Source organism: Rahnella sp. CG8 (genome assembly GCF_023701875.1).
GTDB classification, from domain to species: domain Bacteria; phylum Pseudomonadota; class Gammaproteobacteria; order Enterobacterales; family Enterobacteriaceae; genus Rahnella; species Rahnella aceris.
Window position 1 is genome coordinate 177,221 of sequence record NZ_JABAED010000006.1, and the last position, 15,784, is coordinate 193,004.

The 15,784-nt window shown below is 52.7% G+C and carries 16 protein-coding genes; 8 read left to right on the forward strand and 8 right to left on the reverse strand.

Annotated features, from left to right (window positions below; translation table 11 throughout):
* Positions 1-241 precede the first annotated feature (241 nt).
* Positions 242-1,654, forward strand: coding sequence for an MFS transporter (locus tag HGO41_RS08135; protein ID WP_250980946.1), 1,413 nt, complete (start codon positions 242-244; stop codon positions 1,652-1,654).
* Positions 1,651-4,029 carry a glycoside hydrolase family 3 N-terminal domain-containing protein gene (locus HGO41_RS08140; protein WP_250980947.1) on the forward strand — a complete coding sequence of 793 codons (2,379 nt, stop codon included), beginning with the start codon at positions 1,651-1,653 and terminating at the stop codon, positions 4,027-4,029. The genes HGO41_RS08135 and HGO41_RS08140 overlap by 4 nt, the downstream gene beginning before the upstream one ends.
* A 64-nt stretch (positions 4,030-4,093) precedes the next feature.
* Here the strand turns inward: HGO41_RS08140 and ruvB are convergent, their stop codons facing one another.
* From ruvB to aspS, 6 genes are all read right to left on the reverse strand, one after another.
* Positions 4,094-5,101: a Holliday junction branch migration DNA helicase RuvB gene (gene ruvB, locus HGO41_RS08145; protein ID WP_037034899.1), complete on the reverse strand. Its 1,008-nt coding sequence runs from the start codon at positions 5,099-5,101 to the stop codon at positions 4,094-4,096.
* Between the two features lie 8 nt (positions 5,102-5,109).
* Entirely contained in the window at positions 5,110-5,724 is a 615-nt protein-coding gene (ruvA, locus tag HGO41_RS08150; protein ID WP_013575037.1) for a Holliday junction branch migration protein RuvA, read from the reverse strand.
* Between the two features lie 87 nt (positions 5,725-5,811).
* The gene (ruvC, locus tag HGO41_RS08155; protein WP_013575036.1) at positions 5,812-6,333 is read right to left on the reverse strand and encodes a crossover junction endodeoxyribonuclease RuvC; all 522 of its coding nucleotides are present in this window, start codon (positions 6,331-6,333) and stop codon (positions 5,812-5,814) included.
* A gap of 108 nt (positions 6,334-6,441) precedes the next feature.
* Entirely contained in the window at positions 6,442-7,185 is a 744-nt protein-coding gene (locus tag HGO41_RS08160; protein ID WP_013575035.1) for a YebC/PmpR family DNA-binding transcriptional regulator, read from the reverse strand.
* A gap of 25 nt (positions 7,186-7,210) precedes the next feature.
* Positions 7,211-7,657: a dihydroneopterin triphosphate diphosphatase gene (gene nudB, locus HGO41_RS08165; RefSeq protein ID WP_013575034.1), complete on the reverse strand. Its 447-nt coding sequence runs from the start codon at positions 7,655-7,657 to the stop codon at positions 7,211-7,213.
* A complete protein-coding gene (aspS, locus tag HGO41_RS08170) occupies positions 7,657-9,453 on the reverse strand; it encodes an aspartate--tRNA ligase (RefSeq protein WP_112151804.1) in 1,797 nt (598 codons plus the stop codon). Before aspS ends, nudB begins: the two co-directional genes overlap by 1 nt.
* A 335-nt stretch (positions 9,454-9,788) precedes the next feature.
* Between aspS and HGO41_RS08175 the strand changes: the two genes are divergently transcribed.
* From HGO41_RS08175 to HGO41_RS08200, 6 genes are all read left to right on the forward strand, one after another.
* On the forward strand, positions 9,789-10,364 hold the full coding sequence (locus HGO41_RS08175) for a hydrolase (RefSeq protein WP_112198650.1): 576 nt from the start codon (positions 9,789-9,791) through the stop codon (positions 10,362-10,364).
* An 83-nt stretch (positions 10,365-10,447) separates the two neighbouring features.
* Positions 10,448-11,266, forward strand: a complete 819-nt coding sequence (locus HGO41_RS08180; RefSeq protein ID WP_250980948.1) for a DUF72 domain-containing protein — start codon at positions 10,448-10,450, stop codon at positions 11,264-11,266.
* A 111-nt stretch (positions 11,267-11,377) separates the two neighbouring features.
* Positions 11,378-11,773: an MAPEG family protein gene (locus tag HGO41_RS08185; RefSeq protein ID WP_013575030.1), complete on the forward strand. Its 396-nt coding sequence runs from the start codon at positions 11,378-11,380 to the stop codon at positions 11,771-11,773.
* 136 nt (positions 11,774-11,909) lie between these two features.
* Positions 11,910-12,653 (forward strand): carboxy-S-adenosyl-L-methionine synthase CmoA, encoded by a 744-nt coding sequence (cmoA, locus tag HGO41_RS08190; RefSeq protein WP_013575029.1) that lies wholly within the window; start codon positions 11,910-11,912, stop codon positions 12,651-12,653.
* Positions 12,650-13,621 (forward strand): tRNA 5-methoxyuridine(34)/uridine 5-oxyacetic acid(34) synthase CmoB, encoded by a 972-nt coding sequence (cmoB, locus tag HGO41_RS08195; RefSeq protein WP_250980949.1) that lies wholly within the window; start codon positions 12,650-12,652, stop codon positions 13,619-13,621. Before cmoA ends, cmoB begins: the two co-directional genes overlap by 4 nt.
* Before the next feature lie 171 nt (positions 13,622-13,792).
* Complete coding sequence (locus HGO41_RS08200) at positions 13,793-13,996, forward strand: hypothetical protein (protein ID WP_013575027.1); 204 nt, start codon at positions 13,793-13,795, stop codon at positions 13,994-13,996.
* Between the two features lie 309 nt (positions 13,997-14,305).
* Here HGO41_RS08200 and HGO41_RS08205 read toward each other — a convergent pair whose 3' ends face one another.
* Positions 14,306-14,809 carry a lysozyme inhibitor LprI family protein gene (locus tag HGO41_RS08205; protein ID WP_013575025.1) on the reverse strand — a complete coding sequence of 168 codons (504 nt, stop codon included), beginning with the start codon at positions 14,807-14,809 and terminating at the stop codon, positions 14,306-14,308.
* A gap of 168 nt (positions 14,810-14,977) precedes the next feature.
* Positions 14,978-15,736, reverse strand: coding sequence for a copper homeostasis protein CutC (gene cutC, locus HGO41_RS08210; RefSeq protein ID WP_013575024.1), 759 nt, complete (start codon positions 15,734-15,736; stop codon positions 14,978-14,980).
* Positions 15,737-15,784: the final 48 nt, after the last annotated feature.

Below are 15,784 nucleotides of genomic sequence, written 5' to 3' on the forward strand. Positions count from 1 at the left end.
TGCCAGTCCGGATCCCCGCGCCGATGAAGCAAACACCGCCGTCAGTTTGATCCCGTTCACAAATAAAAAACAAAATCAAAAAACGTAAATTGCATATTCATTTCCTCAATTGTTTACCTGAGTTCTATTCACAATACTTTTGGCACCATTTTACTTCCCAGGCTGTTTATCTTTTTTTCCGTTAAAGACATGAATTATTTTCCGTCGGTTATCTCTCCTTACAGAAAGCAGGTAACAAATAATGGTGATCACTCCGGTTCTTTCAGTAAAAGATAAGATTGGCTACGGACTCGGCGATATGGCCAGTGCGCTGGTCTGGCAAACTGCGACTTTATTTCTCGCTTATTTCTACACGGATGTTTTTGGTTTACCCGCCGCGATCATGGGCACACTATTTTTAGTGGTACGCGCCGTGGATGCCTGCGTAGATCCCTGCATCGGTGCGCTGGTTGATCGCACCACAACACGCTACGGGAAATTCCGTCCGTGGCTGCTGTGGTTTGCAATACCGTTTGGGGTATGTTGCCTGATCACATTTTATGTACCAGACATATCACCGACCGGTAAAATTATTTATGCAGCAGTCACTTATACATTACTCAGCCTGGTGTATTCCGCCATCAATGTGCCGTATTGTGCCATGCCGGGGGCGTTAACACTCGACCCGCGCGAACGCCATTCGCTGCAGTCGTGGCGCTTCGGACTGTCATTTGTCGGGGGTCTGGTGGTGACAGTGATCGCCCTGCCGCTGGTGGCAAAACTCGGCGCAGGTAACCCGCAGAAAGGCTATTTCTATGCCATGAGCCTGATGGGATTACTCGGTATCGTATTATTTTTCTGTTGTTTCGCACTGACGCGTGAGCGTTATCAACCGCGCAATGACACCTCCGGTTCAATGCTGGGCGACCTGAAATTACTGTGGAATAACTCACAATGGCGCATTGTTTTTATTTTTAATATCTTACTATTATGTGCCGTCGTTATCCGTGGTTCCGCCACCATGTATTATGTGAAATATGTGCTAGGCCGCCCGGATCTGATTTTTAATTTTATTGTTTTTGGCATGATCGCCTCGTTATTTGGCGCACTATTGTCTGAGAAAATACTGGGTAAATTCGACCGGATTAAATCCTATCAATGGACAATTCTGACTTTTGTGGTGTGTAATGCAGCGATTTTCTTTATTCCCTCCCCTTCCGTCAGTCTTATTTTCGCCCTGAATCTTGTGTTCAGTTTTATCCAAAACCTGACCACGCCGCTGCAATGGACGATGTTCTCCGACGTTGTGGATCACGAAGAATCCCGCACCGGCCGCCGGCTTGACGGGCTGGTATTCTCCACTGCGCTGTTTGCCATCAAATTCGGGCTGGCACTGGGCGGTGCCATCGTCGGCTGGGTGCTTGGTATGGTCGGTTACCTGCCAAACGGCGCCACGCAAAGTGCTTCGGTGATGTTGACCATCAATTCACTGTTCACACTGGTGCCCTGTGCGTTATTCCTGCTGATGGCCGCGCTGCTTTTTACCTACAAACTCAACAGCCGCACCATGCAAACTATCGCCTTATCCCTCGCAACGCGACGTTCTTTCGGGGGCGACGATGACCCCGTGCTCAGCGGTTCACGCCCTTTGATTAATCAAGGAGATGTAAGATGACTTATCTTTATCAGGATGCTTCACAGCCCGTTGCCCGCCGCGTCGCCGATCTTCTGGCACGCATGACGCCGGAGGAAAAATTCGCGCAGATGCATGCGTTCTGGCTGATCCTCGACAGCGATGGCAATCACAAAGAACGTACCGATCTGAGCGATGATTTTTCTGGTCACAAACAGAGTCAGGCGCTGGAACAGCAACTGGCACTTGGCGCCGGGCAAATCACCCGTCCGCTCGGCACGCACGTGGTCAGCCCGGCAGAAGGCGTACAGGCGCTGAACCGGCTGCAAAAAACGCTGGTAGAAGACACCCGGCTGGGTATTCCGGCGATGTTCCACGAAGAATGTCTGGTCGGCTTATTGTGCAAAGACGCCACACTGTTTCCCTCGTCCCTGAGCTACGCCTCAACGTGGGATCCGCAACTGATGGAGCAAATTGCAGGTGCTATCCGTCAGGAAGCACAAAGCGTTGGTTGTCATCAGGGGCTGGCACCGGTTCTGGATGTGTCGCGCGATGTGCGCTGGGGACGTACCGAGGAAACCTTTGGTGAAGACCCGTATCTGGTCGGCGTGATGGCGACCGCTTACGTGCGCGGATTACAGGGCGAAGCGCGGGATCTGCTGGCCACGCTGAAACATTATGTCGGGCACTCTTTCAGCGAAGGGGCGCGCAACCATGCACCGGTTCATCTTGGTTTTCGCGAGCTGAATGACACTTTCCTGCTGCCGTTTGAGATGGCGGTGAAGCTGGCGAATGCCGGTTCGGTGATGCCTGCATATCACGACATTGATGGTCAGCCTTGCCACAGCGATCACTTCCTGCTGACCGAAATCTTGCGTGAACAATGGGGGTTCGACGGTCTGATTGTTGCCGATTACGGTGGTGTCAGCCTGCTGCATCAGCATCACGGTGTCAGCCATGACGATGCCGAATCCGCCGCGCTGTCGTTCAATGCGGGTCTGGATATTGAATTACCGAAAGGTGACTGCGCACAACATCTGGCGGATGCCGTTTCGCGTGGCCTGATTGATATGGCGAAAATTGACGAAATTGTCGCACGCGTGCTGACTGAAAAATTTCGCCTTGGCCTGTTTGAACAGCCTTACGCCATTGAGCCTGAGCCGCAGCTTCAGCAACCTGCCACGCGGGAACTGGCCTGGAAAGCCGCGGTCCGCTCAATCACTCTGCTGGAAAATAATGGCATCCTGCCGCTGAAACCCACATCCGGCCAAAAAATCGCGGTGATCGGCCCGACGGCAGATGATCCGCTGGCGTTGCTCAGCGGTTACAGTTTCCCGGTGCATCTGATCATCAGCGAAATGCAGGCGCAGACGGAACAGATCATTACGCCATTACAGGCATTACGCGAGGCCTATGGTGAGCAAAATATCCGTTATACCAAAGGTTGCCATATTCTCGAAAAACGTACGGCAGGTGCGCCGGTATTCCCCGGCGATGCCGCAACACCCATGCAAAGCTCGCCGGTGTCTCAGAGCACCGCGCTGATCCCGCAGGCCGTAAAACTGGCGCAGGAAAGTGACGTCGCACTGGTGTTTGTCGGCGATCTGGCCGGTTTATTCCAGAGCGGTACTGTCGGCGAAGGCTCTGATACAGACAGCCTGCAACTGCCGGGCGTTCAGCAGCAGTTGCTGGAAGCCGTGATCGCAACCGGCAAACCGACCATTGTGATAATGACCGGCGGTCGTCCGTATTCCCTTGGCGGGCTGGAAGAAAAAGTCGCCGGATACCTGATGGCATTTGCCCCCGGACAGGAAGGGGGACGCGCCATCAGCGACATTATCAGTGGCAAACAGGCTCCGTCCGGGCGGCTGGTGGTTTCCGTACCGAAAAGCGCCGGTGCGATGCCGTATTACTACAATCACAAACTGAAAAGTGGCGGCACGCCGATCGCCTTCCACTTTGGCGCAAAATACCCGTTTGGCTTCGGGCTGAGCGGCACCACGTTCCGCTATCACGACCTGCAACTCAATCAGCAACCGGTCGCCATCGAAAATGGCGATATTGCAGTACAAATCAAAGTCACCAATACCGGAAATCAGGCGGGCAGCGAGGTGGTGCAGGTTTATCTGCGTGACTGTGTGGCATCACTGGTACGCCCGATGCAGGAACTCAAAGCCTTTGAACGCGTTGAACTGGATGCCGGACAAACTGCGACGCTCAGTTTCAGCATTCCGACCGATATGCTGAATTTCACCAGTCACACCGGTAAGCGCATCGTCGAACCGGGTTCTGTTGAAGTTCAGGTGGGCTCTTCAAGCGCCGATATTCATGCAACAGGAAAGGTGATTCTGGCGGGTGAAGTACGCGAGTTGCCACGTAACTGGCGGATGGTCAGCCGCTGTGAAGTCAGTCGTTAATACCTGATGACGGAAAGCAAAACGGACGCTCAGGGCGTCCGTTTTTTTATGCTCAGGAGATCTGTTACTCAGATTCTCTGGCAATACCGAAATGCTTATACGCATGATTGGTCGCCATACGCCCGCGCGGTGTGCGCTGAATAAACCCCTGCTGGATCAGGAAGGGTTCGATGACGTCTTCAATCGTCTCGCGCTCTTCGCCAATCGCCGCGGCTAAGTTATCCAGCCCGACCGGCCCGCCGCTGAACTTATCGATAATGGCCAGCAACAGTTTGCGGTCCATGTAATCGAAACCTTCGGCATCAACATCCAGCATATCCAGCGCGCCGTTAGCCACATCACCATTAATGGTACCGTCGCCTTTCACTTCCGCGAAGTCACGCACACGACGTAATAAGCGGTTAGCGATACGCGGCGTTCCGCGTGAACGGCGGGCTATCTGATGCGCGCCCTCTTCCGACAACTCCAGCCCAAGGCAGGAGGCGCTACGCCCGACGATGTGCTGCAAATCAGCCACCTGATAGAACTCCAGACGCTGTACGATACCGAAACGGTCACGTAACGGTGACGTCAGGGAACCGGCGCGGGTCGTCGCACCAATCAGGGTAAACGGCGGTAAATCGAGTTTGATGGAGCGTGCCGCAGGACCTTCACCAATCATGATATCCAGCTGATAGTCTTCCATCGCCGGATAGAGAATTTCTTCGACGACCGGTGAGAGACGGTGGATTTCATCAATAAAAAGCACATCATGCGGCTCGAGGTTGGTCAGCATCGCGGCCAGATCACCGGCTTTTTCCAGCACCGGCCCCGACGTGGTACGTAAATTCACGCCCATCTCGTTCGCCACGATGTTGGCCAGCGTGGTTTTACCCAGTCCCGGCGGTCCGAAAATCAACAGGTGATCGAGCGCATCTTTGCGTTGCTTAGCCGCCTGAATAAAGATTTCCATTTGCGAACGCACATGCGGCTGTCCAACGTATTCGCTGAGCAACTTCGGGCGGATCGCACGGTCAATGACCTCTTCTTCACTGAAAACTTCGGAAGAAATCAGGCGGTCAGCTTCAATCATCGTTTACCTCACAGCGCTGCGCGCAGCGCTTCTCTAATCAACGTTTCAGATTCTGCGCCCGGTTTGGCCACCTTGCTGATCATGCGGCTGGCTTCCGGTGGTTTATATCCGAGGGATATCAGCGCTGCAACGGCTTCGCCTTCGGCGTCAGATTCTTTAGCTTTCGACGCCGATGCAGGTAGCGTGATATCAGTATGATTGTTAAATAGATCACCGTTTAATCCTTTAAACCGGTCTTTCATTTCGACGACCAGGCGTTCTGCGGTTTTCTTACCGACGCCAGGTAACTTAATTAATGCGGTGATTTCTTCCTTTTCTACCGCACTGACAAACTGCTGCGCCGACATGCCTGACAGAATCGCCAGCGCCAGCTTCGGCCCAACGCCGTTGACTTTAATCAGCTCGCGGAACAGCGCGCGCTCTTGTTTATCGTTAAATCCGTAGAGCAACTGGGCATCTTCACGGACGATAAATTGCGTGAAGATGATAGCTTCCTGACCCAGTTCCGGCAATTCATAAAAACAGGTCATCGGCATATGCACTTCATAGCCCACGCCGTTGGTTTCAAGCAGCACCAAAGGGGGCTGTTTTTCCAGAATAATGCCTCGTAGTCTGCCTATCACGTTCATTTTCCTTATCAGGTCAAAAGCAGCGATGTTTATATCATAAAAAAGGCTGGATGGATATCCAGCCTAATGGACTTGCGGCGTCTATCGCATACGTCCGCGCGCCATCTGTAATTTGTCACTGCTGAGCCGGATAGCATTCTGGCTCATATGACAATGCGTTATGGCAATTGCCAGCGCATCGGCGGCATCGGCCTGCGGGTTAGCCGGTAATTTCAGGATTGACCGCACCATATGCTGAACCTGCGCTTTTTCTGCCGCACCGGTACCGACCACGGTCTGTTTGACCTGCCTCGCCGCATACTCAAACACCGGCAGATCCTGATTGACAGCAGCGACAATTGCCGCACCGCGTGCCTGCCCGAGCTTTAACGCGGAGTCGGCGTTCTTCGCCATAAACACGGATTCGATGGCAAAAAAATCAGGCTGAAATTGCGTAATGATTTCCGACACACCGGCGTAAATCAGTTTCAGACGTCCCGGCATATCGTCCACCACGGTGCGGATGCAGCCGCTGCCGAGATAGCTGAGCTGACGCCCTGTCTGGCGGATAATGCCATAGCCGGTAATACGCGAACCGGGGTCGATCCCCAGAATAATAGCCATAGCCAGTCAACGCCTTGTGTTGTCGTTTTTTTGGGAAGTTGGGGAGAGTATAAACTGCTGAGGGACAACAGGATAGCCAGCCGGTGGTAGCCACCGGCGGCACTGAGATTACAGGGTTTCTGCGATCTCGTCGGAGATTTCACCGTTGTGGTAAACCTCCTGCACATCGTCACAATCTTCCAGCATGTCGATCAGGCGCAACAGTTTAGGTGCAGTTTCTGCATCCATGTCGGCTTTGGTCGATGGGATCATCGTGACTTCAGCGGAATCGGCTTTGTAACCGGCGGCTTCCAGCGCGTCTTTCACTTCGCCCAGATTTTCCCAGGCAGTAAAGACATCAATAGCGCCATCATCGTAAGAAATGATGTCTTCAGCACCCGCTTCCAGCGCGGCTTCCATCAGCACATCTTCGTCCAGGCCAGGAGCGAAAGTGATCACGCCTTTTTTGGAGAACAGATAAGCCACGGAACCGTCGGTACCCAGATTGCCACCGGTTTTGGTGAAGGCATGACGCACTTCTGCCACGGTACGGTTGCGGTTATCACTCAGACATTCAACCATGATGGCTGAACCGCCAGGACCGTAACCTTCATAAATGATGGTTTCCATGTTGGTGTCTTCGTCACCGCCCACGCCACGTGCGATAGCCCGGTTGAGGGTATCGCGGGTCATGTTGTTGGACAGCGCTTTATCGATAGCCGCACGCAGACGTGGGTTTGAACCCGCATCGCCGCCACCCAGACGCGCAGCGGTAACCAGCTCACGAATGATTTTGGTAAAAATTTTGCCGCGTTTAGAATCTTGCGCCGCTTTGCGGTGCTTGGTATTGGCCCACTTACTGTGACCTGCCATAAATATCTCCAAAAAGTCTAAAGTCTTAACAGACCGAATAGTTTACAAATTCTTCAATCGCCTGCTGGTTGCTCGGGGAGACTGTCAGCGCTGCCGCTGCCAGTTTATCGAGCCACCGGTACGCATGATGTTCGGTGAGAACCACATCACGCTCGTCGGGTAACGCCAGACAGAACCAATGTTCTTTATTGCGGGTCACACCGGGAGCATAGCGATGGCGCAAATGCGCAAATATTTCAAAGTCCTCGCAGCGATGGCAGTCCTGCAGAGTCAGGTTTTCACCTGCAATGTCGATACCGACCTCTTCCATGACTTCACGCTGCGTGGTTTGATTTGGGGATTCCCCGTCTTCCAGACTGCCGGTCACCGACTGCCAGAAATTCGGGTCATCCTTTCGTTGAAGCATCAGCACCCTGCCGGTGTTTCTGGCGTAGATGACGCACAGTATCGACTCAGGACGCTTATAGCTCATTAGTTATTCTCTGTATTTGTGTCTGGTGTCACTTCTTTTTTCGCCACAACCGCAATGCCCAGTTCCAGCAGCGACGCAGGGTTGGCAAAACTTGGCGCTTCGGTCATCAGACACGCCGCAGCGGTAGTTTTCGGGAAGGCGATCACGTCACGGATGTTATCCGTGCCGGTCAGCAACATCACCAGACGATCGAGACCAAATGCCAGACCGGCGTGCGGAGGCGTACCGTATTTCAGGGCGTCGAGCAGGAAGCCGAATTTCTCGCGCTGTTCGTGCTCGTTAATACCCAGAATGCTGAACACGGTCTGCTGCATTTCGCTGCGGTGAATACGCACAGAACCGCCGCCCACTTCGTAGCCGTTGATCACCATGTCGTAGGCGTTAGCGATAGCAGAAACCGGGTTCGCTGCCAGTTCTTCTGCGCTCATGTCTTTTGGTGCAGTGAACGGGTGGTGCATAGCGCTCAGGCCGCCTTCGTCAGTGTCTTCAAACATCGGGAAGTCGATCACCCACAGCGGAGCCCACATGTCTTCTTTAGTGATTTTCAGGTCACGGCCGACTTTAAGGCGCAGTGCGCCAATCGCGTCAGTCACAATCTTCGCGCTGGCTGCGCCGAAGAAAATCATGTCGCCATCCTGTGCACCAGTGCGTGCGATCAGGGCAGCCAGCAGTTCTTCATTCAGGAATTTAGCCACCGGGCTCTGGATACCTTCCAGGCCTTTCGCCACTTCATTCACTTTGATATAAGCCAGGCCTTTCGCACCGTAGATTTCGATAAATTTGGCGTATTCGTCAATTTGTTTACGGCTCAGGGAGGCACCGCCCGGAACGCGCAATGCAGCCACGCGGCCTTTCGGATCGTTGGCCGGATCAGCAAACACTTTGAACTCGATGTTTTTCATCAGGTCCGCAACATCCACCATTTCCATCGGGTTGCGCAGGTCCGGTTTATCAGAACCGTAGCGACGCATGGCCTCTGCGAAGGTCATGATCGGGAAGTCGCCCAGATCCACGCCTTTCACTTCCTGCCACAGTTCACGGGCCAGTTTCTCCATCACTTCGCGCACTTGTTCGGCGCTCATGAAAGAGGTTTCCACATCGATCTGGGTGAATTCAGGCTGACGGTCAGCACGTAAATCTTCGTCACGGAAGCATTTTACGATCTGATAATAACGATCAAAACCAGACATCATCAGCAGTTGTTTGAACAGCTGAGGAGACTGCGGCAAGGCGTAGAACTTACCTTTGTGCACACGGCTTGGCACCAGATAGTCACGCGCGCCTTCCGGTGTAGCTTTGGTCAGCATCGGAGTTTCGATGTCGAGGAAGTCATGGCTGTCCATGAAACGGCGTACGAAGCTGGTGATTTTTGCACGCGCTTTCAGGCGGTTAGCCATTTCAGGGCGACGCAAATCCAGATAGCGGTATTTCAGACGCGCTTCTTCAGTGTTGACGTGGTTGGAGTCCAGCGGCAGCGATTCTGAACGGTTGATAATGTTCAGATTACTGGCGAACACTTCCACTTCACCGGTCGCCATGTCTTTATTGAACTGGCTTTCCGGGCGTGCGCGCACGGTGCCGGTTAACTGGATGCAGAACTCGTTACGCAGTTCAGACGCCAGCTTGTAGGCTTCTGCCTGATCGGGGTCGAAGAAAACCTGAACGATGCCTTCGCGGTCACGCATATCGATGAAAATCAAACCACCCAAATCGCGGCGACGGTTAACCCAGCCACACAATGTTACTTCCTGGCCCACATTGGACGCATTCAGTTTTCCACAATATACAGTACGCATAACGGTATCCTTTTGATCCCACTACCCGGCCTCATGGCTCACAGGCACAGAAACGGTTATTGACTCTGGTCGCCCGCCGCAAAACTCAGCAGCGCACGGAATGGGTTTTATTCAGGTCGAAAAAAGGCGGCTATTATAAAGGAATTTCCGGCGAAGGATAAGTGCGAACACGTCAACGCTGGCGCGGAAATTCACTCGTGTTGCTGGCTACACATAATTTAACAAAATTATATCTTTTTGCTCCCCGCGCTAGCATAGACTCACGCAATCCCCTTTGTACACGCACTAAATGATTCCTTTCTCTCATTACCCATTTTGAAAACCGGGAGCTAAACATGAAACTTGATCCAAAAAACACCGCGCTGGTACTGATTGACTTACAGAAAGGAATTTTACCGTTCGCAGGCGGCCCGCACACCGCACAGCAGGTGCTGGATAATGCCACTGAACTGGCAACCCGTTTCCGTAAACTGGGTGCGCCGGTCGTCATGGTGCGCGTGGGCTGGTCTGACTCTTTTGACGAAGCGCTGAAACAACCGGTTGATGTCCCTGCGGCTGCGCCGGAAGGCGGTTTACCGGCAAGCTGGTGGGAATTCCCGGAACAACTGGGCGTAACCGACAGCGATCTGCTGGTGATCAAACGTCAGTGGGGCGCGTTTTACGGCACCGATCTGGATTTACAACTGCGCCGCCGCGGCATTAAAAGCATCGTGCTTGCCGGTATTTCCACCAACATCGGCGTGGAATCTACGGCCCGTAATGCCTGGGAACATGGCTATGAACTGGTGATCGCAGAAGATGCGTGCAGCGCACACAACAATGACCATCATCAGTCCAGCATGCAGTTTATTTTCCCGCGTATCAGCCGTGTCCGTTCCACTGCCGAAGTGCTTGCCGCGTTGCCAGAGTAACGTTACCCTGATTTTCATGCCTGAACGCCGCCCGCTGAGGCGGCGTTTTATTTGGGATTTGGCCCGGAAAAGGGAGCATCGATATGTATATTGGTTTACCGCAATGGCATCACAGCGCCTGGACACAGGTGGGTTTGCGTGATCTGGCCGATTACGCGCGGTACTTCAATTGCGTCGAAGGCAATACCACGTTTTACGCCCTGCCCAAACAGGAAGTGGTGATGCGCTGGCGTGATATGACGCCTGAGTCTTTCCGTTTTTGTTTTAAATTTCCTTCCATCATCAGCCATAAAGCCGCACTGGCGAATTGTCAGGAAGACGTCGATATGTTTTACCGCACGCTCGAACCGCTCGGTGAACGCATCGGCCAGCTCTGGCTGCAACTTCCTGCCGCATTTGCGCCCGTACATCTTGATCGCCTGTGGCAATTTCTTGATGCCCTGCCCGCCGGTTTCGATTACGGCGTTGAAGTGCGCCATGCGGATTTCTTCAATAAAGGTGAGGAAGAACGGGCGCTGAATCAGGGATTACATCTGCGCGGCATTAATCGTGCGATCCTTGACAGTCGCCCGGTTCACAGCTCAACCTCCACCACCGAAGCGGTGCTCGAAGCCAAACGCAAAAAACCGATATTGCCGCTGCACGCGCTGGCGACATCCTCCCGCCCGATTGTCCGCTTTATCGGCGGCGACAGTCTTGAGGCAAACCGTCCACTGTTCGGCCAGTGGATTGCAAAACTCAACGACTGGCAATCACAGGGATTGTCACCGTATCTGTTTATTCATACGCCCGATTGTTCCGACGCGCCCCAGCAGGCACGCTACCTGTGGCAGGATCTGCGTCAGCACATTCCTTCGGTCCAGCCCGCGCCGGACTGGCCGGAGCAGGATGCGTTGTTCTAAGAATATTCAGGTTTTTCTGACGACAGTTTTATGCCTTCCCGTTATCATGGCTACGCAGCGGAAAATCAGTGCTGTTCCGCCGGGATACAGGGAATAACCAAGGAAGTCATCATGATTAGCGCGTTATATGTCGTGCTTGCCGCCATACTTTTGATCAAACTCTCTTTCGATGTTGTCCGTCTGCGGATGCAATACCGTATCGCCACCGGCGACGGCGGATCCTACGAATTACAAACCGCCATACGTGTACACGGCAACGCTGTAGAATATCTGCCGATTGGCTGTTTATTATTGTTGTATATGGAAATGAACGGCGCGGCGATATGGACTGTACACGCCTGCGGCCTGTTACTGATCCTCGGCCGGTTATTCCATTATTACGGGCTGAAAAACCGCGAATTTGCCTGGCGCCGTAATGGCATGGCTGCCACCTATATTTCTCTGGTGCTGATGGTCGTGATCAATATTATCTATCTGCCGTGGTCGCAATTCCTCAACTTTGACTGAGCACGGAACATTTGCCAGACAGATTTGATGCCCTTTTGAAACAACTCCCAGGCGCGCAGGTATCTGCCTGCGCCAGTATCTGCTAAAATCTGCCCTCAACTTTTTACCCACATTCTTTTTGGCCTGACTCACCGCTATGGCAAACCACGATACGCTGTTTTCTGCACCTATAGATAAGCTTGGCGACTGGACGTTCGATGAACGCGTCGCGGAAGTTTTCCCTGACATGATCCAACGCTCTGTTCCGGGCTATTCCAACATTATTTCGATGATTGGCATGCTCGCCGAGCGCTTCGTTCAGCCCGACTCCAACGTCTATGATCTGGGCTGTTCGCTGGGTGCTGCCACGCTGTCGATGCGTCGTAACATTAAGGTGCCGGGCTGCGAAATTATTGCTGTCGATAACTCTCCCGCCATGGTGGAACGCTGCCGTCGTCACATTGATGCTTTCCGCGCGGATACACCGGTCAGCGTGATCGAATCCGATATTCTCGATATCGAGCTGAAAAATGCCTCGATGGTAGTGCTCAACTTTACCCTGCAATTCCTCGAACCGGCTGACCGCCAGCGTTTGCTGAATCAGGTGTATCAGGGCATGCGTCCGGGCGCGGCGCTGGTGCTGTCAGAAAAATTCAGCTTCGAAGACAAAGACGTCGGCGAACTGTTGTTCAATATGCATCACGACTTCAAACGTGCGAACGGCTACAGCGAGCTGGAAATCAGCCAGAAACGCAGCATGCTCGAAAACGTTATGCTGACCGATTCCGTCGAAACGCATAAAGCCCGCCTGCATCAGGCCGGTTTCCAGCACACGGAAGTCTGGTTCCAGTGTTTTAACTTCGGCTCACTGATTGCGCTGAAAGCCGGAGAAGCACAATGATTGATTTCGGTGATTTTTATCGCGTTATCGCCAAAGGGCCGTTAAGTCCGTGGCTCAATACTTTGCCTTCGCAACTGACCGCGTGGCAGAAAGAATCTCTGCACGGCAAATTCAAACTGTGGTTTAACTCGGTGGATCGTTTGCCGCTGTTGCAGCCGGAACGTCTGGATTTGTTGCACAGCGTCAGCGCCAATATGGAAGTCCCTTTGCCTGCCGGTCAGCGCGAAGGGATTGAAAACCTGCTGCGTAATATGATGCCATGGCGCAAAGGACCATTCTCGCTGTACGACGTTGAAATCAATACTGAATGGCGCTCTGACTGGAAATGGGATCGCGTTTTGCCGCACATTTCCTCCCTTGCTGGCCGCACGATTTTAGATGTCGGCTGCGGCAGCGGTTATCACATGTGGCGCATGATTGGTGCAGGAGCACATCTGGCGGTGGGTATCGATCCGATGCAGTTGTTCCTGTGTCAGTTCGAGGCCGTGCGTAAATTACTGGGGGGCGATCAGCGCGCACATTTGCTGACGCTGGGCATCGAACAATTACCCGAGCTGAACGCTTTCGACACCGTTTTTTCTATGGGCGTGCTGTATCACCGCCGTTCGCCATTAGATCATCTTCTGCAACTGAAAAATCAGCTGGTCAGCGAAGGGGAACTGGTGCTCGAAACGTTGGTTGTCGAAGGTAACAGCGAGCAGGTCCTGGTGCCGGGTGACCGTTACGCGCAGATGGGGAATATTTATTTCATCCCTTCTGCTGAAGCCCTGAAAAACTGGCTGATCAAATGCGGCTTTGTGGATGTGCGTATTGCGGATGTCAGCGTCACGACACTTGAAGAACAGCGCCGTACCGACTGGATGACCAGCGAATCACTGGCTGAATTCCTCGACCCGAATGATCCGACCAAAACTATCGAAGGCTATCCGGCTCCTCGCCGCGCCTTGCTCATCGCCCGCAAGCCATAACGACCTTCCTCCTCCGCCAGACATCTTCCTGTCTGGCGGAAGTCATTGCTCACACTTTATCCTCACTTTCAGTCACGTCACTCTGTACATCACGCTGTAAAAAGGTCTAACCTTTCAGAAGGCTATCGGTTTGTTATGACGGAGATCGTCGTTCGCATTACGGGAGGAAGTATGAAGTTCCCTAAAGGCAGCATCGTTAAACACAGATCTGGCGATATCAAAGGTACCGTGATGAATACTTTTGAATCAGAGCACGACATCGTGTCGTATTACGTTTCCTGGGAAGATGGCAGCAGCAGTCTGCACAAGGAAAACGAATTGCACTGGGCAAATATTGACGTCGCTATCAGAATAAAAAATTTTTACGAGAAGTAATTGTTTCCGCGTCAGCCACAGCCCTTTGTAAAGCTCCACGTTTTGACGCTATATCATTGGATTGATTCATAGCATTTCGTGTATAAATTCGGCCAACCAATTTATCCGTACGCAAGTATTTCGTGGAGAAATTAATGCGCAGAAGAATTCGATTCCTCATGGATCGGGCTGTTATTGTTCTAGGCCTTTTCGTGATGTGCCTGGTGGTGAAAGCAGGAATGTTCGGTGTGGCGCTGCTGACCTGGGGCTGAGTGTTGCCCGTCATAAAAAGCGCCGCCCGGGGCGCTTTTTCAGGCCAAGAAAACCGGATTAATGGTCATCTTTAAATTTTGGTTCGGGTAATACCGCTGGCGTTGAATCCTGATATTGCAGCCAGTTGCTCCAGATATCTTTAACACGCAACTCGATGAGTTCCATTTTCCGCGACAGCGACATCACGCCTCTGATCGTCCCGCCCTGATAGTCAGTGTACGTCGCAAAAGTGGCTTTCTCTTCAAACGCATCCCACGCCTGAGTTTCCTCATCAAACGCTTTCAGCACAGCTGCTGCGTCAGGATCCGGGTTCGGACCTGTAGCCGTTTGCTCAATACGTTTTCTGGCCGCCACAAGGTACGTCTGTTTCACCCAATTCAGCTTGTCGATTTTTTCCGCATAACAATCGTTCATATCCAGCGTCGTTTGCTGAGGGTTGCCTGCACAGTCAATGGCAAATGTCTCAGCACCATTATCCAGAACACTGCTGGGTTGTTTATCAGCGGCAAATAATGAGTGCGTAAATCCCAACAGCGCGAGAGTAATCACTAACTTTTTCATGTCCCTGTCCGGCGGTAACAATTTGATGAGCAGACAGATTATCCGAATCAATTACGCAACGACAGCAGAATCAGGAGCACAAAAAAAGCCCCGCCAACATGACGGGGCCTGGTACTTGCGCAGGGCGACGCAATAAGGGTCGTGTGACCCGGTTAAATCTTTGAGTTATTACGCCGTGCGGGATATTTCATCGTCAAACTGCAATGTGCTTTTCATTGCGGCAACAATATCGCCATCCACGCAATAACGACTGAATTCATCAAAGTCAGTATCAGAACTCATAGTGACACCGGCTTTCCGGTAGCGCATGGCGGATTTCACCTGACGCCCTGCTGAACTGTGTAACTCCGTCAGCCCGATATCCACAAACTTCTGCAAATTCGTCAGACGCACACCCGCGCCAGCCATAATAATTGGACCACGCGTCAGCTGATTGAGTTCCCGAAGCATCGGTAAACCGACTTCAGCATTTTGTTGTTGCCCGGAGGTCAGAATGCGCGCCACCCCTAACTGAGTCAACTGCTCCAGTGCAATCTTCGGGTTAAGGCACATGTCGAATGCGCGATGGAATGTTACGGCCATATCGCCGCACAGCGCCATCACCTCCCACATTCTCGCCATATCAATATGCCCTTCCGCATCCAGCATGCCGACCACCAGACCCGGATAGCCGAGATCGCGAATACAAGCGATGTCGCTTTTCAACACCTCAAATTCACTCTGGCTGTAGCAAAAGTCACCCCCCCTTGGACGGACAATCGGATGTACAGGGATGGTCACTTTTTCCCTTGCCAGTTTGAGGGTACCGTAACTCGGCGTAATGCCCCCGTCAGCCTGACTGGCGCACAATTCAACACGATCGGCCCCGGCTTGTTCTGCTGTCAATGCACAGTCCACGCTGTAACAACACACTTCTAATTTAGTCATGTGATCTCTCCTGATTACGGCATTATGCTACAACACTTGTCTGCAGCC